This window comes from Kocuria sp. CPCC 205297 (assembly GCF_040981035.1).
Lineage (GTDB): Bacteria > Actinomycetota > Actinomycetes > Actinomycetales > Micrococcaceae > Kocuria > Kocuria marina.
Genome location: NZ_JAVKPY010000005.1, coordinates 16,615 through 38,312 on the forward strand (window position 1 = coordinate 16,615; position 21,698 = coordinate 38,312).

The following is a 21,698-nucleotide window of genomic DNA, read 5'->3' on the forward strand; positions in this document are numbered from 1 at the left end:
GTGCTCCCACCGCCCCCGCCTCAGTGACTCAGCGCCACAGACCCTTGGTGTCCACCACGGCCTTGCCCTTGAGCGCGGTGGCCGGCAGGGTCTTGAACTCGTCGTGGTCCACGAGCAGCAGGATCACGTCTGCGCGCTCGATCGCGTCCTGGTAGTCCGCGAACTCCACATTCGCCAGGCCTTGCAGACCCTTGGGCAGCTCGGAGACATTCGGCTCCACGGCCAGGACCGTCGCGTGGCTCACGTGCTCGGCCAGGTCCTTGGTGATGTTCATGGCCGGGGATTCACGCAGGTCGTCGATGTTGGCCTTGAACGCGAGGCCCAGGGCTGCGATCACCGGGGACTCCACGTGGGAGCAGGCTTCCTCCACCTTGGAGATGACCCACTTCGGCTTCCCGTCGTTGACCTCGCGGGCGGTGCGGATCAGGCGTGAGTTCTCCCGGTCCGCGGCCACGATGAACCACGGGTCCACCGCGATGCAGTGCCCGCCCACGCCGGGGCCCGGCTGCAAGATGTTTACGCGCGGGTGGTGGTTGGCCAGCTCGATGAGCTCCCACACGTCGATGCCCAACGTGTCCGCGATCAGGGACAGCTCGTTGGCGAACGCGATGTTCACGTCACGGAACGAGTTCTCCGTGAGCTTGGACAACTCCGCCGTGACGTCATCCGTGGCGAGCAGTTCACCCTGACAGAAGGACGCGTAGACCTCCTTGGCGCGGCGCGCGGCCTCGGGGGTGCTGCCGCCGATGATGCGGTCGTTGCTGATCAGTTCCTCGAGTGCTTTGCCCGGCAGGATGCGCTCGGGGCAATACGCGAAGTACACCACGGGCTTGCCGTCTTCCCCGTCCAGGGACAGGTCAGGACGCAGCTCCATGATCTTGCGGGCCAGGGTCTGCGTGGTGCGTGGCGGGGAGGTGGATTCGAGGATCACGGTCTCGTCCCCGCGCAGCTGCGGAGCGATGGATTCGGCCGCGGAGAGGATGTAGGACAGGTCGCCCTCGTAGTTCTCCTTGAACGGGGTGGGCACCGCGATCACGAACGCGTCACCGTGCTGCATCTCGGTCGTCGCGGTGAGTTGGCCGCTGTCGATCGCCTTCTTGAGCTGCTCCTGGAGCCCCGGCTCCACGATCGTGACCTCGCCGCGCTGGATCCGCTCCACCGCGGAGGCGTTCACGTCCACGCCGTGGACCCGCACCCCGTGATTCGCCATGACCACCGCGGTGGGTAGACCGATGTACCCCAGCCCCACGAACACGACTTCCAACGGCTCACTCATTGACGCACCTCACCACGCGTTTGCTGGTTCGTTCCGATTGACCGGAACTTCCATTCATTTTCAACGTAAACATGCAGAATCCTTAGGATCATATCGTCACATGACGGGTGCTGTCCCCGAACATGACGACACGTCCCGAGGCCAGCGCAGCGGCGTCGGACACCTGCCACGTGTGGCTGTCCGAGCCGCGGAACTGGACGAAATTGAAGCGGTCCGCCGAGTAGATGACGTAGCCGGCTTCGCGCACCGCGGCCAGGAAGGACGTGTCCTCCCCCGTGCTGCGCCGCTGGAACGGGATCTGCCGGAAGACCTCGCGGTAGCCCGTGATCGTGGGCCCCATGACGAAGTCCGTGTATCGGTGCTCGCGGTGTGGGAAGCGCACCAGGGTGGCGTCCTGGGACTCCACGTACATGTAGTGCCCCTGCTTGCCCACCACGTCCGCGTTCGCGTAACGCAGGGCGTCCAGGAGGTCGGCGAGGTAGCGCGGGGCGTAGTAGTCGTCGTCGTCCATCTTGGACAGCACGTCCCCGGTGGCGTGCTCGACCGCGAGGTTGAGGCACTCCCCCAGCGTGAGGGACGCGTCCGCGGCCACGGTGGTCACGCGCTGGATCCCGCAGTCCTCGACGACGCGCTGGACGTCCCGCGCCCGCGGGTCGAAGCCGTGGGCCACGAGCACCACGTCCAGCTCCACGTCCACCTGGGCCGCGATCCCGCGCAGGGCGTCCGGGAGTCGATGCGGGCGGTTGGTGCACAGCAACACGGTGACGCTGGGCCGGGTGCGGGCGACGGCGAGCTGCGGGACGGCGCGTTCCACGATCGTCTCCACGCGGTGCGTGTAGGTGTGCTGCGCCCAGATCTCGCGCTGCGCGCGGTGTACCATGCGATCTGCCAGTTCCGGGCTGCGCACGAGGGCACGGATGACGTTCGCGGCGTGCTCGCGGTCCGCAACAACGGACAGTTGGTCGTGGGAGAAATACCGTCGCACGGCCTCGGAGGGCGTGGAGACCACGGGGGTGCCGCACGCGGTGATCTCGAAGATCCTCCGCGCGCACATGGACGGGGAATCCACGACCGAGTTCACGTTGAGGAAGACCCGGTACGCCTTGTAGGCGGTGAGCATTTGGTCGTAACCCAGCGAGCCCACCACATGCTGGTCCAGGGGCTCGGGGAACTGGTAGCGCTCGTCCTGGCCCAGGTAGCGGGAGAAGATCTCGAGCCCCCTGTCAAGTTTCGCCGAGGCATCATGTGCGCCGCCGAGCAGCACGTCCATCTGCTCGCGCCGCTCGGGGAACTTGTGGGCGAAGTACATCCCCCCGAAGGCCACGTCCCGCTCGTGGAACCCGTTGCGGGGCCGTGCGGGGTTGTGCACGGCGGGTTGCGCGGCAAAGGGTAGCACCCCCACGCGGTCGTGGCCCAGGTCCCGGTGGTAGTCGGGGATCTTGTTGACGTCCGTGGTGAAAACGGTGTCGAACAGTCGCGCGCACTCTAGGAAGTCGTCGTAGTGCGGCGGGTCCTCCTTGTTCCAGAACACCGTGGGGATTCCCTGCTCGCGGCAGTAGGCCACGAGCTCGCGCATCGACTCCTTCACGCCCGAGGTCCCGGTGAGTTGGTACTGCCACTCGTCCGCATTGCCGTGCCACGCGGACTCCACGAACAGCAGGTCCACGGGCTGCGCAGCCAGTTCGGCGCGCCAGTTCCGCCGTGTGAGCACCACCTGGTGCCACTCGTAGTGGAAGGCACGCAAGGAGAAGTCGTCCAGGATCACCGCGGCGGTGAGGTCCCCGCGCACAGGTTCGCGCTCGGGCCACTCCTGCGCCGCGAACGAGACCGTGCGCTGCGCGCCGTCGTTCCCGGCGGAGGCGGCGTCGCGGCCGGCTCCGGTGACGACGGCGCTCGCGGACGGTCCCGCGGGCAGTCCCGCCCGGCGCCGGTAGGTCCGCCACTGGGACACCCCGCCGTGGCGCAGGTGCCACAACTGGGTGCGCAGATCACCGGTCGGCGAGCGGGGACTCACGCGTGCACCTCCCGCAGTTCGGTGCGCACGAGCCGATCCATCAGCTCGAACTTACGTTTGTGGGCGGCCAGGTTGTTGCCGGCGGCGAGCTGCTTCATGAACTGCTCGTACTCCTCCGTGACGGTCTCGGGGTCCCCGTCCATGAGTGTGTCCCCCTGATCCAGCCACACCACCCGGGTGCACATCTCCCGTACCTCGTTCATCGAGTGGGACACGAACAGCACACACCCGGCTTGTTCGCGGATCTGGGCCATGCGGGCCTGCCCGCGTTCGCGGAACTGGGCGTCCCCGGTGGACAGAGCCTCGTCCAGGATGAGGATGTGCGGGTCTGTGGCGGTGGCCACGGCGAACCGCAAGCGCGCGGCCATCCCGGAGGAGTACGCCTTCATGGGCCAGTGGATGGCTTTGCCCAGCGCAGCTACCTCCACGAGCTCGGGCAACAATTCGTCCACCCGGCGCGGGTGCATACCCTGCGCCAGGCAGCCCAGGCGGATGTTCTTCTCCCCGGACAGCGCCGGGACCAGGGAGACGTTGACCCCCAGTTTCACAGGGGTGTCCACTGAGTAGACCCGCCCCGACGTAGGATTCATCTGCCCGGCCACGATGTTCATGAGCGTGGACTTCCCGGACCCGTTGCGCCCGATGAACCCCACGAACTCGCCCTGGTGCACCGCGAGCGTGACGTCGTGGACGGCCAGGTTACGCACGATCGGGGGCCGCCCGAGCGCTCGCCGGGCCCATCGCACCGGCGCGGAGACCGGGACCTCGTCCCCACCGCCCGTGGACGTGACGTTGTAGATCATGCTCACGTGGTCGATCACCACGGCGGGCCCGGCGCCGGGTTCCCGCGCAGGTGCGGGAGCGCCGTTGCCGGGGGCGGGCACACCGCTGAGGCGCTGCGCGGAAACGCCCGACTTACCCGGGGTGTGCGACGCGACGTCGTCGTGCCTAGCGTTCATCCGCGTAGCTCTCCTCGTTGCGCCAGAACACGAGGAAACCGATGATCAGGATCCCGAGGGATGCCGTGACCAACACGGCCCACGAAGACCAGCTGGGAACCTGCGCGCGCAGCACCAGATCGCGGCTGATGTAGAGCACCTGGTACAGGGGGTTGAAGTGGAACAGGGCCAGAATGCGCTCGTCGTCCACGAAGCGGGAAGGGTCGTAGAAGATGCCGGACGAGTACATCCACAGCCGCATGACGAAGGACAGGATGTTGGAGACGTCCGGGATCCGGTGCACCGCCGGGGCCAGGAGCATTCCCAGTCCCCAGTTGAAGATGCTCTGCAGTACGAAGACGGGGATCAGCAGCAGCCACGTCCACGAGATGGGCTCCAGGGGCGGGACGATCAGCAGGAACACCAGGATCGCCGCGAGAGCATAGAGCTGTGTCATGGCATCCCGCACCACGATGGACAGCGTGAGCGCGGCACGCGGGAACATGAAGCCACGCACAAGCGCCTTGGCGGAGGTCATGGAGCGGGAGACGGAGACGACGGAGCGGGAACTGTACAAGAACATCGTGAGTCCGAGCACGATGAACGCGACGAAGTTGTCGATTCCCCGGCCGGTGCGCAGCAGCAGCCCGAAGATTAGATAGAACGTAAAGCCCAGTAGCAGTGGGTTGAGCACGATCCATGCCTTGCCCAGCAGGGTGTGGTCCTGGCTCACGGCCAGGCGGACGCGGGCGTCGTAGAGGATGAAGTGACGGGAGCCCCACAGGTCCTGGAGGTACTTACGCAAGGGCGGGCGGGCGCCCACGGCGTGCATCGCGGTGGGGTCGAAGGTCTCGACCGCGCGATCCTCTGGTTGCCCGTGTCCCCCGCTGACCTGGGCGGTGCTGCTAGTCATGCTCCGGTCTCCTCGGGGGGTAGATCGCTGTCCGGGGGACGTCTTCATTCAATTCACCATACCGCGTGGATGCCTGCTGGGCGATCACCCGCCACGTCCTGTGTGCGACCACCCAGTCCCGTCCGGCGTTCGCGAGGCGTTCGCGGCGCTCGGGGTCCCGGGCCAGGCCGAACAGTGTCTCGGCAAGGGTGTCCGGGTCCTCGGGCGGTGTGAGCAGCCCGGTCTCGTCGTGGCGCACGCTCTCGCGCAGGGCGGGCAGATCACTTGCGACCACGGCGGTGCGCGCAGCCATGGCCTCGACCGGCTTCAGGGGGGTCACTGCGCGGGTCACGGAGCGGTCCTTGCGCGGGATCACAAAGACGTCCAGGGCCGCGGTGTACTGCGGTGCGAGGGCTCGGTCCACGCGGCCGGTGAAGGTCACGACGTCCTCGAGACCGAGCTCGCGGGCCCACCGCTGCAGGGTGGGGCGGGCCACGCCGTCCCCCACCACGAGCACCGCCAGGGACGGTATGTGCGGGCGCAGTTGGGCCGCGGCGCGCAACAGGTCATCAATGCCCTCGTAGTCCACCACGGAGGTCACGGTGCCGATCAGAAACGTCTCCTGGGCGAGGCCCAGGGCGGCGCGGGCGTCGTGTCGGGACGGTGCGTTCTCCACGAGGGCCCCGCCCACGGCGTTGGGGGCCAGGTCCACGCGCAGGGGGTTTTCGGAGGCGGATGCCGGTGTGGGCAGCTCCTCGAGTCGCCGGGCCATTTCCGTGCCCAGCGTCACGGTGCGGTCCGCGGTGGTCATGGCCCACGCCTCGCGAGCCTGGAAGCGCTCGTAGCGCTCGGATGTGAGGGCCTCCGGCGGGCGGGTCGCGGCCCACGTGTCCGCGAGGAGTCCGCGAACCTCGTAGACCCACGGAATCCCCAGGGCCTCGGCCACCGCGTGTACGGCCAACGCGTTGACATAGTGGCTCGTCGCGTGCAGGACAGCGGGCCGCGTGCGCAGCGCGAGCTCCAGCAGCGCGTGCGCGTGTTGCTGCACGCGTCCCGTGGCGGTCGCGGACAGCCGCCGCGGGAGCACGCGGTGGTACGGGATGCCGTCCACGACGTCCGTGTGGCGGGCGAGCACCTTGCCCACCTGCACGGGGTACCCCGGGCGGGTCATGGCGTGGACGTCCCACCCCTCGTCCCGCAGTGCGGTGAGGTACGAGTGCGAGCGCTGCGCGTAGCCGCTCGCGGTGTGCGGCAGGGAGTTGGTCACGGCGTAGAGCACGGTGCGGTCCCTGGGCCGGTAATCGCGTACAGGTTCCAGCCGCGGGAAGAAGTCGCCCAGCAGGTCCCGCTCGGCGGCCAGGCGGCGCGCGAGGGCTCGTTCACCGCGGGTGGCCCGCCGGAGGGCCTCGGCGTCGCCCAGCACCTCCACGGCGCGGTCCACGTTGCCGTGGTACCACTCGAGGCGCGCGCGGGTCGCAGCCGCTCCCGGATGGTCGGCGGGGAGTGCGGCGAGCAAGCTCGCGGTGAGGCCGGTGTCCCCCATGCTCAGGGCCACTTCCGCTCCGCCGCGTAACGACGCCGATGTGTCCCCGTTCCTGCTCCCCCGCGCCAGGGAGCTCAGCGCCGTTCTCGGGCGCGGCGGGCCCGGACGCGTCTGTTCCGGCCCTGCATGTTCCCGGTGCTCGTGACCCGGGTCCTGCGTCGTGAGCTCCGAATCCCCTGCAGAGGCGAGGGCGCGGGAGAGTGCGGCGCGAGCGGCGTCGTCGTCCCCCAGGACATGCAGGGCGGTGGCCCGGGCGGCGAGACAACGCGGGCCGGGGACCCGTGAGAGGACGCGGGCCGCGGGGGTGACCCAGCGCCGCGGCAACCGGCGGGAGACCTGCAACCAGAAGACCACGGGGTCGTCGGTGACGTGCTGGCCGATCGTGCGAGCCGTGAGCCACGCGTTGACCGCGAGTTCACGGGACCGTTCGCGGCGCCGTGAGCTCATGGGGCCATCCGCTCGACGCCACCGAGGCTCCCGCCCGCGACGCCGCGCGTGACGGCACGCAGCACCCTGCCCAGGCGGGGCAGCACGCCCTGACCGCACACGCGGGAATACTCGCGGACGGTGGCGCGCAGGTGCTGATCGTACTGCACGGACAGGTCCGCGTAGTCCGCGTTGTGCCGCACCCATTCCCGGCCGGACCCACTGGGGACCAGTCGCGAACGGTCGGACTCGAGCGCGCGCCACAGCGCGGCGATCTGCTCTGGATCGGAGGCCACGATGTCCCCCTCGCCCGCGTCGGTGAGCACGTGGGCGGCCTCGCCACGAACGACCGCGGTGATGTGCCGGCCCACGGCGAGCACCTCGTAGGTCTTGGAGGGGATGGTGTCCTCGAACGACTTCCAGTCGTCACGCAGGGAGATCACGACCGAATCCGCGTCGCGATAACGCTCGAACACGCGCTCGCGGTACTCCGGGGGCAGGAACTCCACGTTGGCGCCGAGCCGGTGCGCCAGCTGCTGCAGTGCGGGCTTGCGGCTGCCGTGACCCACGAGTGTGAGACGGACCGAGTCCCCGGCCAGGTGGGCGGCGCGGATGAGCCGGTCCAGGGACTGGGACTCGCCGTGGTTGCCCAGGTACAGCACCCGCAGCCCGCGCCGTCGTGCCGGAGGCGGGGGCAGCTGCGGTGTGCGCTCCAGGAGGATGCCGTTGCGCACCGTGACCACGTTGTTCACCCCTCGTTCGCGCAGGGTGCGCGCGAAACCCTGGGTCACCGTGACCACGAGGTCCGCGCGGTTCTGCACGTACACCACGGCGCGGTTGACCACGGACTTGGACCCGCCGCGCACCAGGGAGGCGTCCTCGGCCAGGTTGGGCCACGCGTCCCGCATCTCCACGACCAGGGGGATCCCCTTGACGCGCGCCACGAGCAACGCGGACGCCAGCAACGGTAACGACGGCGCCGTGACCACCACGACGTTCTGGCGGCCCGTGAACAGCCCGCGCGCCACGGACGCGGCCGCGCTCACGAGCTGGTCCAGCAACTTCCCGGCACGATTGTCCCCGAGGAACACGTAGGGCACCCGGTAGATGTGTTCCCCCAGGAACCCCGCCTGCCGCCGCCACGCCCGACCGCGCGTCTGCGTCGAGTAGTCCGGGCCCGCCCCGTAGTGCGCCACGGGACACACCACGGACACGGTCCACCCCCGCTCCCGCAGGTGGCTCACGAGCGAGTACCACCGCCGCTGGGGCGGCGAGTGCTCGGGCCAGTAGGAACTGGCCATGAGCAGCACCCTCAACGGAGGCTGGTCACCCGGTGAGGTACCGGTTGCGGGGGGTTGTGTGCGGTTCATGGGCCTCTCGCGGGGGGGGTCACGAGTCGGGATGGGTGGGGGTGTTCGAGCGGTTACTGGCCTTGCTGGTCCAGGGACGTGGCGTACTGGTCCAGGGTGCCGTCGGAGATGGCCTTGCCGATCCGTTGCATGGCGTCGGTGTCCGCGACGATGATCGACTGGCCGTCCGAGGAGGTGCCCACGCCATTGTTGGGCACCGTGAACATGTGGATGTCACTGCTGCTCAGGCCCACGAGCTTGGGGGCCTGTTGGGCGATCCACCCGGAGGTGAGGCCGTCACTCACGGTCAGGTACGGGGAGATCTCCTTGACCACCTCGTTGAGTTTCAGCGGATTGGTCAGGGTGCCGGCGCTGACGAGCTTGTTGATCATGGCCTGCAGGTACGCGCGCTGATTGCGCACCCGCTGGTAGTCACCGTCCGAGAACGCATAGCGCTCCCGCACGAACGCGAGCGCCTGTTCCCCGCTCAGCTCCTGGGGCCCGGCCTCGAAGCGGTGTCCGTCCTGGGAGGTGAAGGCCTCGGGGACGTTGACCGTCACCCCGCCCAGGGCGTTGGTGAGGCCCTCGAAGCCCGCGAAGTCCACGAGCGCGACCTCGTCCACGCGGGTCCCGAAGTTCTGCTCGATGGTCTCGACCATGAGCGGCATCCCGCCGTGGTCCAGGGCGGCGTTGATCTTGGACTCCCCCACCCCGGGGATGTCCACCCACGTGTCGCGCATGATGGACATGACGTACATCTGCCCCCCGTCCTCGGGGATGTGCAGCAGCATGATGGAGTCCGCGCGGGAGCCGGTCACGTTGGGGTCCACACCGTCGGGGCGCTTGTCCGAACCCAGGAGCAACACGGTGGTGCCGGCGTCCAGGGCGGAGCCCTTGGCCGGGCGGGCCGACTCCTCGGGGAACGCCGATTCCAGGGTCGAGGCCCCACGATCGAAGTTGCGACCCAGGTTCCACACGAACAGACCGGCGACCACGCCCACCACCAGCAGGAGGGCCAGCACCGTGAGCAGGATGTTGCGTCCGGTGTGTTTTCCGCGCGGGCGGGACTGTTCTTCGTCGAACTCGAACTGGTTCATGGACACGTGGCACTCCGTGGGTGGGGGGTCGGAATCGAGCGACACTCACCGGACAGCGCTGCCGCCACGGCGACGCTGGGGATCCCGTCCCGGGGGGCGGGCCGTCGGTCGGCGGAGCCGTTGATTGCTATCGCACATAGTACCTACGGCACGCGGTGAATCCATCCCTCGGTCCCGAATTTGTGCTCCACCAGCTCCCGGGCGGCGGCGAGTTCGCTGTCTGAGACCTTACCAACACCGGCCGAGTAGCGTTGCGTGAACGTGCGGGTCAGCGCCGAGATCACGTCCCGGCGGGCCAGCCCCGTCTGGCGTCGCAACGGGTCCACGCGCTTCTTCGCGGAGCGGGTGCCCTTGTCCGAGAGCTTCTCCTTGCCGATGCGCAACACGTCCGTCATCTTCTCGGCGTCGATGTCGTAACTCATGGTCACGTGATGCACCATCCCGCCGTTGGCGAAGCGCTTCTGCGCCGCTCCCCCGATCTTGCCCTGGGGCGTGGCGATGTCGTTGAGTGGTACATAGAACGCCTCGACCCCCAGGTCCGCGAAGGCCTGCATGACCCACGCGTCCAGGAACGGGTAGGAATCCGCGAAACTCATCCCGTCCACCAGGGTCTGCGGCACGTACAGCGAGTACGTGATGCAGTTACCGGCCTCCATGAACATGGCCCCACCCCCGGAGACCCGGCGTACCACCTGTATCCCGTGACGCGCGGCCCCCTCCGGGTCCACCTCGTTGCGCACGGACTGGAACGATCCGATGACCACGGCGGGTTCGTCCCAGTCCCAGATCCGCAGCGTGGGATGGCGGTGTCCCGCGCCCACCTCCTTGGCGAGAACCTCGTCCAGTGCGAGGTTCTCGAGGGTGGGGCGCACCTGCGCGGGGATCACCTCCCACGCGTGATCGGACCAGCTCGTGGCCCGGTCCAGCGCGCGGCGCACCGCGATCACCACGGCGCGTGCGTCGAAGCCGAACAGCACGGCGTCGCGCGGCACGGCCGCCTCGATCCGCTTGACCATGTCCTGCGGCGACGTGTCCTCGGCCAGACCGGTCAGAGCCGCATTGATGTCCGCGAGCGCCTCGTCCGGTTCCAGGAAGAAGTCCCCGTTGATGGACACGTTCTCCAGGTGTCCGTCCGTGACGTCGAAGTCCGCGACCACCAGTTTCCCGCCGGGGACCTTGTACTCCCCGTGTGCGCTCGTCGTGTTCATTCACTGACCTCCGCTGCGTGTGGTGGCCCGGGGCACCCCCGGTGTGGCCTTCGGGGTGGGGGTCCCGTCCCCGGAGGGCGACGCGGTGGCGCTCGGCCGGGCCGTGGCGTGTTCCGTCTCGATGGTAAGCACTGTGGTGGTGCCGGCGGGCAGCGAGACCGCGAACGACGTCGCTCCCGACCGCACCCCAGCGACCTCGGGTCGGTCGGCGGGCGGGGTGATAGGCAGGCCGTAGCCGTCCACGCTCACCGCACCGTCGGCCGAGGAGCGTAGCGCGTTCTCCACGCTCAGGTGCACGCGCGGGTCCGCGGGGTACGACGACGTCGCCCCCGGTGCGGCGTCGTCCGTCGCATGCTCCCCGGCTGTAGCGCCGTCGGGTGAGCCCGGGGCGTCCGCGGCGTCGCCCACCGGAGCGGTGGCGCGCCACGAGCCGCCGCGCAACTGGGACTGCGTGACGCGCTGCACCGGCCCGGGCGTGGCGACCGTGGTGGTGCGGGGGCCCGCGGTGGCCGGGTCCCGGAAGTCGGAGAGCACGAGCGAGGTGCTCCCGTCCGCGTGGGTCACCGCGAACGCCGTGAGGTCCTCGGACCCGGTGCGCGCCGGAGTCATGGTGCCCTGCGGAATGCTCGCGATCAACGCGAGCGCGAGGCCATTGGCGCGCAGTCCGAAGCGTTCGCCGGGCGAGCCCACGGTGCCGTCCGAGCACAGCGGGGACATGGGCGGGCCACCGTGGCACGGGCCCAGGGACGAGTGCGCGGTGACCCGTTCCGCGGCGAGCGCCTGGACCCGGACGGAGTAGTCGGCCTGGTAGACGGCGGCGGCCAGGGTCTCCGTGATCTGGTTCCCGCCGGGGCACGAGGACAGCGAGGTCTCGGTGATCCACAGCGGTACGCGGTGCTCGTCCGCCACGGAGCGGGCGCGGGAGACCAGGGCGTCCACGCGCTCGCGGGTCTGCGGGGCCACCGCGTTGGTCACCGTGGGCTTCTGCCGGGTCCACCGCGTCCCGCACTCGGAGAGGGGGTATTGGTGCAGTGCGAGCGCGAAGGGAGCCGTGCCCGGGGCCTCGGCGGCGACTTCCCACCACGGATCGGAATAGGCCCCCGGTGCCACGATGCGCAGGTGCGGAACCTTCCGGTGCACCGCGCGGGCGTAGGCGGTGAGTTGACGAGCGTAGACCGCCCGGTTCCACTCCGGTCCCTTGACGTTGAGGGGATCGTCCGAGCCCCGGTGAAACCCGTTGGGCTCGTTACCGATCATCAGCCCCACGAGCCGGTCCCCGAACGCCGCACGCGCGTGCGCCGCCAGATCTGCCGCCCGGTCCGGGTCGTAGCGGGCCAGGTTGGCGCTCAGGATCACGGACGTCCCCGTACGGCGGGCGAGGGCCGCGACGCGTTCCAGGTCCGTCGGGGTGACCTTCGTGATCTTCTCCCCCTTGGCCAGGGGCCAGTCGGTGGGGATCGGTTCGTCGGTCGAGGTGAAGAAGAAGCGCCGGTCCGTGGAGTTGCCCCCGAAGCGCAGGGTCGGTTCATGGAGGGACTGCAGGATCGAGACGAGGTCGTGATTGTCCTCCTCCAGCCGAGGGTCCGCCAGATCCGTGGACTCCAAGGACAGCCCCACGGAACCGTGCCGGTAGTCCTCGTCCCCGGGACTCGTCCGGCCCAGGGTCACCCGCACGGTGGGATCGTTCGTGCGGGGTGCACTCCCCGGATAGGTCTCGGGGATGTCCCGGGCGGCCGCCACGAGACCCGGGTCCACGGCATGCAACGGCGCATTACGGGCCACCCCGGGAACGGGTCCGGTGGGCTCGGGCGCCGACGACGCGGACGGGCCGGGCTGCGGTCCCGCGCAGGCGGTCGCGCACAACAGGACGGTGCTCAGGATGGCGAGCGCGCGGCGTCGTACCGGGGTGACGGGAGGGCGGGGGGAGGTCCTCACGGGCCCAGCGTACCGGGATGCGCGCGGCCCGGATCGACTGTGCGTCGCCACGGGCGTACCATAGTGCGTTGGTGTGCCCACGTTCGGGTGCGCCGCATCCGAGCAACGCCGTGCCTGGCAAAATCCAGACACCTACAGAAGGTTGACACCATGAAGGCTGACATTCACCCGGATTACCACCCGGTCCTGTTCCGCGATCTCGCGTCCGGCAAGGTCGTGCTGACCCGTTCCACCGCCACCTCCTCCAAGACGGAGACGTGGGAGGACGGCAACGAGTACCCCATCATTGAGGTCGAGATCTCTTCCGAGTCACACCCGTTCTACACCGGCAAGCAGCGCATCATGGACTCCGCCGGCCGTGTGGAGCGCTTCAACCAGCGGTTCGCGAACTTCGGGAAGTCCGGCAAGTAAGTCCGAACTTCTCCCCCGACGCCCGGTCCACCCTTCGGTGGGCCGGGCGTCGTCGTGTGCGGGCACGTGACGACATGAAACATGCAATCGTCATCAAAATGTGATCTCTCCCCTAGGATGGTCGAGGCTCTATCCCCCCAGGTTCCGGTGCTCCCCCCTCCTTCGTGCCGGGACCACCGAAAGGTCTCCCCCACCTATGAGTTCTGCACACCTGCACTCCCCCCTGCCCTCTGCCACAACTCCCCCGTCGACTGGTTCCATGGGCGCCTTGGTTCGCCGCGCGGTCCTGCCTCTCGCGGTCACCGCCGCATTGGCACTGACCGCACAACCCGCCGTGGCCGCACCCACCAACCCGGCCGCCGGCCCGGACGCCCCCGCCGCCACGGTGCCCTCCGATCCGCCCACCGAATCCGATCGCGTGATCGTGAAGTTCCGGGACACCGCGGCCCCGGAAGCCGCCAAGGAGAAGGTCGTGGACACCGCCGCCCAACAGGCGCTGAGTGACACCAAGACCCCCGAGGTCGAGGAACACGTCAAGCAGACCACCGCGCAAGCGGACGTCCTCAAACTGGACCGCGAGTTGGACGAGTCCGAGCAGAAGGACCTCGTGCGCGAGATCGAGGCCAACCCCGCCGTCGAATACGCGGAAGCGGACCGGCTCGCCTCCGTGTCCTGGGTGCCCAACGACACCTATACCCAGTTCCAGTGGAGCCTGCTCCCCCAGCAGGGCGGCGTGAACTTCCCCGCCGCGTGGGACATGTCCCGCGGCAACGGACAGACCATCGCCGTGCTGGACACCGGGATCACCCCGCACGGGGACCTGGACTCCAAGGTGGTGCCCGGACGGGACTTCATCAACGACACGAACCTCTCCCGAGACTACGACCTGCGTGACGCTAACCCCCGCGACGAGGGCGACTGGAGTGCTCCCGGCGAGTGCTCCGCTGGAGCCCGCAACTCCTCGTGGCACGGGACCCACGTGGCCGGTCTCGCCGCCGGTGTGACCCACAACGGTGCGGGGATCAGCGGCGCGGCACCCGGCGCCAAGATCCTCCCCGTGCGCGTGCTCGGCAAGTGCACCAACGGGTGGGTCTCGGACATCGCGGACGGCATCTCGTGGTCCGCGGGTGCTCCCGTGGCCGGACAGTCGGCCAACCGCAATCCCGCGTCCGTGATCAACCTGTCCCTGAACTACCCGGGCCAGTGCGGCACCACGATGCAGAACGCGATCAACACCGCGGTCAGCCGTAAGGTCCCCGTGGTCGTGGCCGCAGGCAACAGCTCGGTCAATGCCGGTGGCACGGCTCCCGCCAACTGCGCGAACACCATCGTGGTGGGCGCCTCGGACACCACGGGCTACACCGCCGGCTACTCCAACACCGGTGCGGTCGTGGACATCCTGGCCCCGGGCGGGACCGCCGCCAACCCCATGCTCTCCACCTTCAACTCCGGCACCACGGCCCCGGGTGCTCCTACTTACGGCAACCTCTACGGGACCTCGATGGCCACCCCGCTGGTCTCCGGCACCGTGGCGCTCATGAAGCAGCGGGACCCCGGGCTCACGCCCGCGCGGATCGAACAGCTGCTGACCTCCACCGCGAGCGGCCCGCTGGGTTCGCTCAACCTGGACCCCGCCGCCGCCGTGCGCGCCGTGACGCCCCGCACGACCGTCCAGGCGTCCTACACCGCCGCGGGTGGGATCGGTTCCAAGTGGCGTGCCACCGGTGGCGCCGCCACGTGGGGCAACCCCGTGATGAACGAGGCCAACGCCGCCAACGGTGGTCGCTACCAGGAGTTCGTGAAGAACGGACGCAAGACCACCATTTACTGGAGCCGCTCCACGGGCGCCTACGTGGTGGAGAACCCCACGGCCATCGGTTCCAGGTTCATCTCCGCCGGCCGTGAGCGCGGCTACGGGTACCCCAGCTCGGACGAGCGCCGGGTCCCCGGCGGCGCCTACCAGCTCTTCCGCAACGGGTCCTCGCTCACCAAGGTGCTGTGGACCCCCGCCACGGGCCCCAAGGCCGTGAAAGAGACCGGCGGGATCGGTGGCGCGTGGAAGCGCGCGGGCTTCGAACGCGGATGGGGTTGGCCCGTCACGGACGAGTACCGCAGCGGCGGCGAGGTGCTCCAGCGCTTCTCCAACGGCGTGACCGCCCACTGGACCCCCCAGCGCGGGGTGTGGACCACCCGCTGACCCCTCCCCCGGTCGCCCCTCCCTCGTGAGGGACATCGACAACGCCGCAGGGCGGTTCCCTTCCCGGGGAACCGCCCTGCGGTCATTCCCGGCCCGTATCCGCCGACGGCGCACTGCCACCTCTGCGCCTCGCGCAGCTCCCAGCTACCGCCGCGCCGTCCAGCAACTCTGAGGCACTCCGAGGCCACCTGGGCAATTCCTAGGCACTCCGAGGCCACGAAAGACCCCCGCGAATGGCCTCGGGGTGCCCAGAGACTCGTGGGTGGCCTTAGGATGCCTGGACGTTCATGGGTGGGCATGCGGTGCGGGGCAACGAGATGGTCCAGGGTGGCACCCGGACGAAATCGCGGCGGTCACCCTCGCGGGCGGGTCTCCCAGAACGCCACCGCGCTCGCCGCGGCCACGTTGAGCGAGTCCACGCCGTGGCTCATGGGGATGATCACGTGCCGCTCGGCGTGATGCAGCGTGGCCGCGCTCAGCCCCTGGCCCTCGGTCCCGAGGATCAACGCCAACTTCTCCGGGTGCTCGGCCGCGAGCTCGTCCACCGTGACGGCGTCGTCGGACAGGGCGAGGGCCGCCGTGAGGAACCCCGCGTCTTTCACTTTCTGCAGATCCGCGGTCCAGTGCTCCAGGCGCACCCACGGGACCTGGAACACGGTTCCCATGGACACCCGCACCGCGCGGCGGTACAAGGGGTCCGCACAGCGCGGGGTGACCAGAACGGCGTCGACGTCCAGGGCCGCGGCGGAACGGAAGATCGCGCCCACATTGGTATGGTCCACGATGTCCTCGAGGATCGCCACACGCCGTGACCGTGCGAGGACCTCGGTGAGCTCGAGGGGCTCGGGGCGCTGCATGGCCGCGATCGCGCCGCGATGCAGGTGGAACCCCGTGATGCGCTCGAGCACGTCATCGGAGCCCACGTACACCGGAACGTCGAAGCGTTCGAGCACGTCGCGCAGCCCCTCGAGCCACTTCTCGGCCATGAAGAACGAGCGCGGTCGGTGGCCGGCGTCGAGCGCTCGGCGCAGCACCTTGGAGGACTCCGCGAGGTAGAGCCCGCGCTCGGGTTCCAGCCGACGCCGCAGGGCCACGTCCGTGAGGCTCGTGTAGTCGGCGACGCGCGGATCCGCGGGGTCGGTCAGCGGGACGATGCGTTCGGACAGGGGCGCGGAAGTGCTCACGGACATCCTGGGGCTCGGAGGAACAAGGTTCTGGAGGAAAAGGGGTGCGGCGGAACGGGGCCCGCGGAACGACGGCACGATAAAACGGGTAACGGTCAGAACAGCTGCGAGACCATGTTGGTCAGCGCCACGAGACCCAGGACCACGATCACGGTGCGCAGCGCCACCGGGGACAGCCGCTTGCCGATCTTGGCGCCCAGCCACGACCCCAGAGTGGAGCTCAGGGCGATGAACACCACGACCCACCAGTTGATCCGGTCGAACGCGAGCAGCACGTAGGACACCGCCGCCACGATGTTCACCGCCGCGACCAGGGCGTTCTTGACCGCGTTCGCCGATTGCAGCGGGGCCAGCAGGAACACACCCAGGATGCCCACGAGCAACACGCCCTGCGCGGCCACGAAGTACCCGCCGTAGATGCCCGCGAAAAATACGAGCACGTATAACATCAAGGGTTGCTTGGACCGGTCCACGGCCTCGGTGTCCGTGGCCGTCTTCCCCGCCTGCGGGGCATCCAGGCCGCCGGCCGCGGCGTCCCGGGCCTGACGTTCCTTGCGCTCGCGGACCTTGGCCTGGAGCGTGGGTTGGAACACCACGAACAGCAGTGCGACCACGATCAGCACGGGCGCGGCCACACCGAAGACTTCCTCGGGCAGGTGCAGCAGCAGGGAAGCGCCGATCACCCCGCCCAGGATCGAGCACGGCAGCAGTTTCAACAGCGTGCGGGTCAGCCCACGCAGTTCACTGCGGTAGCTCCACGCGCCGGTGAGGTTACCGGCGATCAGCCCCATGGCGTTGGACATGGACGCCGTGACCGGGGGAACCCCCATGGTCACGAGCACCGGGAACGTCACGAGCGTGCCGGACCCCACGATGGTGTTGATCGTCCCGGCCCATAACCCGGCCACGAGGATCAGCAGCACCTGCCACCACTCGAAGCCCACGGTCCCGCCGGAACCGAAGAACTCCGCGGGGACCATGGCGGAGGACAGTGTCAGCATGGAGGCGGATCAGCGGGCGAACGCCGCGTAACGATCGGCCACGCGCACGAGCTTGAGGGGCATGTCGAAGGTGTGGGAGAGATTCTTCTGCGTCATCACCTGCGCCACCGGACCGGCTGCCACGATGGCACCCTCACGCAGCAACAGCGCGTGGGTGAACCCGTCCGGGACCTCCTCGAGGTGGTGGGTCACCATGACCGTGGCCGGGGCGGCCTCGTCCCGGGCGAGTTCATCGAGGCGCTGCACGAGCTTCTCGCGCCCGCCCACATCCAGACCGGCGGCGGGTTCGTCGAGCAACAACAGTTCGGGGTCGGTCATCAGGGCGCGGGCGATCAGAACACGCTTGCGCTCGCCCTCGGACAAGGTGCCGTACGTGCGCTCGCGCAGGGCCCCCAAGCCCCAGGCCTCGAGCAGTTCCTCACTGCGCTGGACGTCGGCGTCGTCGTACTCCTCGCGCCAGCGCCCCGTGACGCCGTAGGCCGCCGTGAGCACCACGTTCGCCACGGTCTCCGCATGCGGGATCTGACCGGCCAGGGGTGCGGAGCTCACACCGATCCGCGGGCGCAGCTCGAAGACGTCCACCGCGCCGAGGATCTCGTCAAGGATGTCCACCATGCCGCGCGTGGGGTGCAACCGGGCGGCGGCGATCGACAACAGCGTGGACTTACCCGCGCCGTTGGGGCCCAGGATGACCCACCGTTCCCCGTCCCGCACGGTCCAGTTCACGCCGTCCAACAGGGTCTTCTCGCCGCGGACCACCGTGACGTCCACCAGATCAAGCACTGAACTCATGACGGCAACTCTAATGCCCCGCGCGCGCCGGTTCGCGGTCCGGCGCTCCGTGGCAGCCCGGCTCGGTCACAGATCCAGGAAGAAGCGCAGGGCGTCCAGGTTGGGGATGCTCACCTGGGTGTCCGCGACCTCCCGCAGCGCGGGCTTGCCCCGGTACGCCACGGACAGCCCGGCTGCGCGGGCCATGTCGATGTCGTTGGCGCCGTCCCCCACGGCCATGACGTCCTCCGGTGCCACGCCCAATTCCTGGGCCCATTGCCCCATGACCTCCGACTTCATGGCGCGGTCCACGATGCGCCCGGCCACGCGTCCCGTGAGCACGCCGTCCTGGATCTCGAGCTCGTTGGCGGCCGCGCGGGTGAGTTCCAGGTGCGCCGCGAGCGGGTCCAGCACCTGGCTGAAGCCGCCCGAGACCGCGGCCACCGCGTGTCCCTCGCGCAGCAGGGTCTGCACGAGCACCTTGGCTCCGGGCGAGAGCCGTACGGCGGCAGCGACGTCGTCGATCGCCGAGGCGGGCAGTCCCTCCAGGACGGCCACGCGCTCGCGCAGGGACGCCGCGAAGTCGATCTCACCGCGCATCGCGCGTTCCGTGACCGCGGCGACCTCCGCCTCGCGGCCCACGTGGGCGGCGAGCAGTTCGATGACCTCCTGGCGGATGAGTGTGGAATCCACGTCCAGCACCACGAGCTTCTTGCGGGACTGGTCGAACCAGGTGTGCGGCACCACGTTGAGGTCGATCCCCGGCAGCAACTGCCGCTGCGGGTCCGGTTGCAAGGCGCGGCGAAGCTGTTGCGGGTCCTCGGTCTGCACGCGCACGGTCAGGGCGTTGTAGCCCTCCACGTCCGCAGCCTGCCCGTCCGACGCGGTCCCCGTGACCCGCACCCAGTTGTGCGTCTCGACCACGGCACCGGCACGTTCCACGGCGTCGAGGACGGCTTCGGTGGCACCGTCCTCCGGGGACACGGCCAGGGCGACGACAGCACAGTTCTGGGACATGGTCGCAGTTTATCGGCCCCGCGGAAGCGCGCACAAAGAAGGCACCGGCACGACGCCGCTCGGACCACTCCCGCGGGCCGTTCCACCGCACCGACGACGTCGCTCGGCCCGTTCCCGGGCCGCGGGCACGTAAGCCGTGCGGCGTCAGGAAGGCTCAGCGCGGCGTCGTCGGCAGGGCGCGGTGCTTCCCGGGGGTGCCCACGCGCGAGGGCCACCACGAGCGGGGGCCGAGGTCCAGGGCCAGGGCGGGCACCAGCAGCGAGCGCACGATGATCGTGTCCATGAGCACGCCGATCGTCACGATGATGGCCAGCTGCACCAGGAACAGGATGGGCAGCACGGCCAGTGCGGCGAACGTCGCGGCCAGCACGATGCCCGCGGAGGTGATGACCCCGCCGGTGGTGATGAGTCCGGCCAGCACGCCCATGCGGTGGCCCGCGGTGACGACTTCCTCGCGCACGCGGCTCATGAGGAAGATGTTGTAGTCGATCCCCAGCGCCACGAGGAACACGAAGCTGAACAGCGGCACGGTGGGGTCTGCCTGGTTGATGTCCATGAGGTGGAACACCAGGGTGGCCACGCCGAGCGCGGAGAAGAAGGACAGCACGGTGGTGGCGATCAACAGCACGGGCATGAGGATGCTGCGCAGCAACACCATGAGGATGAGCAGGATCACCGCCAGGATGATGGGGATGATCAGCGCGCGGTCACGTTCGGACGCGGCGATCGTGTCCACCTGCACGGCGGTGGTCCCGCCGATCTTCGCGTCGGGGGTGATCCCGGCGAGATCGTCGCGTAAGCGGGTGACCGTGGCCTGGGCCTCCTCGGAGTCGGACGCGTAGGTGAGGGTCGCCTGGATCAGCACGTCCCCGTTGCTCACGGTGGGTCCCGCGTTCGCCAGGGGTCCGCCCTGCGGCGTGGGATATGGCAGGGTCCCGTTCGGGGAGTCCTGGGCGGTGAACGCGACGGACGCGACGTCGTCGTCCTGGGACAACCGCTCGGCAACCGCCTGGGCGTCCTCCTGCGGGGCCAGGACGTACACGGGATCCCCCGCGCCGCCCGGGAAGTGACGCTCGATGACCGCCAGACCGTCGCGGGCCTCGGACTCCCCCAGCACGAATTCGGACTGCGGGACGCCGTCCGCGTCGAGCTGGCTCGCGCCCACGGCGGCGGCGCCCAGCACGACGGCGCACACGAGCCACACCGCGCGCGACCTCCGGTCCACGAGGCGCGCCACGGAGGGCCACAGCCCCTTGTGGTCGTAGGGGTTCATGGCCTGCTCGTGGGTCTCGGGGTTCTCGTCCACGCGCGGCATCTGGGGCCACAGGGCCACCCGACCGAACAGGGCGAGCAGCGCCGGCAACAGCGTGAGACCGGCGAGGATCGCGAAGACCACGCCCATGGCGGTGGCCGGACCCACGCCGCGGTTGGAGGTCAGGGCGGAGAACAGCAGGCACAACAGACCCGCGATGACCGTGGTCCCGGACGCCAGCACGGCGGGCACGGTGCCCTTCCAGGCCATACGGGTCGCGGTCCAGCGCGACGGCGTGTGGTGCAGGGCCTCGCGGAACCGCGCGGTGTAGAGCAGCCCGTAGTCGGTGGCCGCACCGATCACCACGATCGACATGATCCCCTGCGTCTGCCCGCTGAGATCGATCCAGCCCTGCTGCGCCAGGAAGTAGACGGTGATGATCGCCCCGCACAGCGCGCCCACGCTCGTGAGCAACACGAGGAACGGCAACAGCGGCGAGCGGTAGACGATCACCAGGATCACGAGCACCGCCACGAGGGCCACGATCAGCAGCAGCCCGTCGATACCCGCGAACGCCGCCGAGAGGTCCGCCACGAGTCCCGCCGGACCGGTCACGGCCACCGACAGTCCCTCGGGGATGTCCTCGGCCAGTCGCTCGCGCAGGTGTTCGACCACGGTGCCGGTGTCCGCCTCCGAGCTCACCAGGGCGATGATCTCCACGGCCTTGCCGTCCTCGCTCGGGATGGGCGGGGAGACCTCCAGGACGTCCTGGAGCTCACCCAGGGCCTGCGCGTTCGTCCCGATCGCGCGTAGTTGCCGCGGCGTGATCTCGTTCTCGGACTCCATGACCACGATGGCCGGCACACCGTCCGAGTCCTGGAACTCCCCGAGCCGGTCCTGGACCTGTGTGGCCTGCGAGTTCACGGGCAGGAAGTCCGTCTGCGAGTTGGACACCACGTCCGAGAGCTTGCCGAACGTGGGTCCGCCCACGCCCATGACCCCCAGCCACGCAAGCACGAGCACCACGGGGATCAGCCGGCGCACCCACCCCGGCCGCTTTCCGCCCGCGTCCGGGCCGGCGCTCTTGGTGTCCTCCGCGTGCTCGGGGACGGGGCGGGTGGGGCTACTGGGCATGTCTCACCTGTGGGGTCTCGGCGCGGGGGGGGTCACCGGTCGTGCCCGCGCGG

The 21,698-nt window shown here is 69.4% G+C and carries 16 protein-coding genes; 2 read left to right on the top strand and 14 right to left on the bottom strand.

All coding sequences use genetic code 11. From position 1 onward, the window contains the following. Positions 1-28: 28 nt before the first annotated feature. From wecC to RF650_RS05550, 9 genes are all read right to left on the bottom strand, one after another. Positions 29-1,276 (bottom strand): UDP-N-acetyl-D-mannosamine dehydrogenase, encoded by a 1,248-nt coding sequence (gene wecC, locus RF650_RS05510; RefSeq protein WP_368814333.1) that lies wholly within the window; start codon positions 1,274-1,276, stop codon positions 29-31. A gap of 88 nt (positions 1,277-1,364) precedes the next feature. Then, positions 1,365-3,290, bottom strand: a complete 1,926-nt coding sequence (locus RF650_RS05515) for a glycosyltransferase (RefSeq protein WP_368814335.1) — start codon at positions 3,288-3,290, stop codon at positions 1,365-1,367. Next, positions 3,287-4,249, bottom strand: coding sequence for an ABC transporter ATP-binding protein (locus RF650_RS05520; RefSeq protein WP_368814337.1), 963 nt, complete (start codon positions 4,247-4,249; stop codon positions 3,287-3,289). Before RF650_RS05520 ends, RF650_RS05515 begins: the two co-directional genes overlap by 4 nt. After that, positions 4,239-5,141 carry an ABC transporter permease gene (locus RF650_RS05525; protein ID WP_368814338.1) on the bottom strand — a complete coding sequence of 301 codons (903 nt, stop codon included), beginning with the start codon at positions 5,139-5,141 and terminating at the stop codon, positions 4,239-4,241. Before RF650_RS05525 ends, RF650_RS05520 begins: the two co-directional genes overlap by 11 nt. Beyond that, on the bottom strand, positions 5,134-7,110 hold the full coding sequence (locus RF650_RS05530; RefSeq protein WP_368814340.1) for a glycosyltransferase family 4 protein: 1,977 nt from the start codon (positions 7,108-7,110) through the stop codon (positions 5,134-5,136). Before RF650_RS05530 ends, RF650_RS05525 begins: the two co-directional genes overlap by 8 nt. Continuing rightward, on the bottom strand, positions 7,107-8,390 hold the full coding sequence (locus tag RF650_RS05535) for a glycosyltransferase family 4 protein (protein WP_368814342.1): 1,284 nt from the start codon (positions 8,388-8,390) through the stop codon (positions 7,107-7,109). Before RF650_RS05535 ends, RF650_RS05530 begins: the two co-directional genes overlap by 4 nt. A 122-nt stretch (positions 8,391-8,512) precedes the next feature. After that, the gene (locus RF650_RS05540) at positions 8,513-9,535 is read right to left on the bottom strand and encodes an LCP family protein (RefSeq protein WP_368814451.1); all 1,023 of its coding nucleotides are present in this window, start codon (positions 9,533-9,535) and stop codon (positions 8,513-8,515) included. Positions 9,536-9,678: 143 nt separating this feature from the next. Beyond that, on the bottom strand, positions 9,679-10,743 hold the full coding sequence (locus RF650_RS05545) for a lipoate--protein ligase family protein (protein ID WP_145004617.1): 1,065 nt from the start codon (positions 10,741-10,743) through the stop codon (positions 9,679-9,681). Then, complete coding sequence (locus tag RF650_RS05550) at positions 10,744-12,678, bottom strand: hypothetical protein (RefSeq protein WP_368814345.1); 1,935 nt, start codon at positions 12,676-12,678, stop codon at positions 10,744-10,746. It abuts the gene before it with no gap. Between the two features lie 150 nt (positions 12,679-12,828). Between RF650_RS05550 and RF650_RS05555 the strand changes: the two genes are divergently transcribed. Next, positions 12,829-13,089, top strand: a complete 261-nt coding sequence (locus RF650_RS05555; RefSeq protein WP_035962003.1) for a type B 50S ribosomal protein L31 — start codon at positions 12,829-12,831, stop codon at positions 13,087-13,089. Between the two features lie 259 nt (positions 13,090-13,348). Further along, positions 13,349-15,286: a S8 family serine peptidase gene (locus RF650_RS05560; protein WP_368814347.1), complete on the top strand. Its 1,938-nt coding sequence runs from the start codon at positions 13,349-13,351 to the stop codon at positions 15,284-15,286. 353 nt (positions 15,287-15,639) lie between these two features. Here RF650_RS05560 and RF650_RS05565 read toward each other — a convergent pair whose 3' ends face one another. From RF650_RS05565 to RF650_RS05585, 5 genes are all read right to left on the bottom strand, one after another. Next, positions 15,640-16,470 (bottom strand): RNA methyltransferase, encoded by an 831-nt coding sequence (locus RF650_RS05565; RefSeq protein ID WP_338136579.1) that lies wholly within the window; start codon positions 16,468-16,470, stop codon positions 15,640-15,642. Between the two features lie 95 nt (positions 16,471-16,565). Continuing rightward, a complete protein-coding gene (locus RF650_RS05570; protein WP_368814349.1) occupies positions 16,566-17,471 on the bottom strand; it encodes a sulfite exporter TauE/SafE family protein in 906 nt (301 codons plus the stop codon). A 9-nt stretch (positions 17,472-17,480) separates the two neighbouring features. Then, positions 17,481-18,263, bottom strand: coding sequence for an ABC transporter ATP-binding protein (locus RF650_RS05575; RefSeq protein WP_131332912.1), 783 nt, complete (start codon positions 18,261-18,263; stop codon positions 17,481-17,483). Between the two features lie 66 nt (positions 18,264-18,329). After that, positions 18,330-19,259: a phosphoserine phosphatase SerB gene (gene serB, locus RF650_RS05580; RefSeq protein WP_368814351.1), complete on the bottom strand. Its 930-nt coding sequence runs from the start codon at positions 19,257-19,259 to the stop codon at positions 18,330-18,332. 154 nt (positions 19,260-19,413) lie between these two features. Beyond that, positions 19,414-21,645, bottom strand: a complete 2,232-nt coding sequence (locus RF650_RS05585) for an MMPL family transporter (protein ID WP_368814352.1) — start codon at positions 21,643-21,645, stop codon at positions 19,414-19,416. Between the last annotated feature and the right edge of the window lie 53 nt (positions 21,646-21,698).

Bases quoted from the DNA above. Each gene is read 5' to 3' on its own strand.
- wecC (WP_368814333.1), bottom strand. From the start codon at position 1,276: ATGAGTGAGCCGTTGGAAGTCGTGTTCGTGGGGCTGGGGTACATCGGT.
- RF650_RS05520 (WP_368814337.1), bottom strand. From the start codon at position 4,249: ATGAACGCTAGGCACGACGACGTCGCGTCGCACACCCCGGGTAAGTCG.
- RF650_RS05525 (WP_368814338.1), bottom strand. From the start codon at position 5,141: ATGACTAGCAGCACCGCCCAGGTCAGCGGGGGACACGGGCAACCAGAG.
- RF650_RS05530 (WP_368814340.1), bottom strand. From the start codon at position 7,110: ATGAGCTCACGGCGCCGCGAACGGTCCCGTGAACTCGCGGTCAACGCG.
- RF650_RS05535 (WP_368814342.1), bottom strand. From the start codon at position 8,390: ATGGCCAGTTCCTACTGGCCCGAGCACTCGCCGCCCCAGCGGCGGTGG.
- RF650_RS05540 (WP_368814451.1), bottom strand. From the start codon at position 9,535: ATGAACCAGTTCGAGTTCGACGAAGAACAGTCCCGCCCGCGCGGAAAA.
- RF650_RS05545 (WP_145004617.1), bottom strand. From the start codon at position 10,743: ATGAACACGACGAGCGCACACGGGGAGTACAAGGTCCCCGGCGGGAAA.
- RF650_RS05555 (WP_035962003.1), top strand. From the start codon at position 12,829: ATGAAGGCTGACATTCACCCGGATTACCACCCGGTCCTGTTCCGCGAT.
- RF650_RS05560 (WP_368814347.1), top strand. From the start codon at position 13,349: ATGGGCGCCTTGGTTCGCCGCGCGGTCCTGCCTCTCGCGGTCACCGCC.
- RF650_RS05570 (WP_368814349.1), bottom strand. From the start codon at position 17,471: ATGCTGACACTGTCCTCCGCCATGGTCCCCGCGGAGTTCTTCGGTTCC.
- RF650_RS05575 (WP_131332912.1), bottom strand. From the start codon at position 18,263: ATGAGTTCAGTGCTTGATCTGGTGGACGTCACGGTGGTCCGCGGCGAG.
- serB (WP_368814351.1), bottom strand. From the start codon at position 19,259: ATGTCCCAGAACTGTGCTGTCGTCGCCCTGGCCGTGTCCCCGGAGGAC.
- RF650_RS05585 (WP_368814352.1), bottom strand. From the start codon at position 21,645: ATGCCCAGTAGCCCCACCCGCCCCGTCCCCGAGCACGCGGAGGACACC.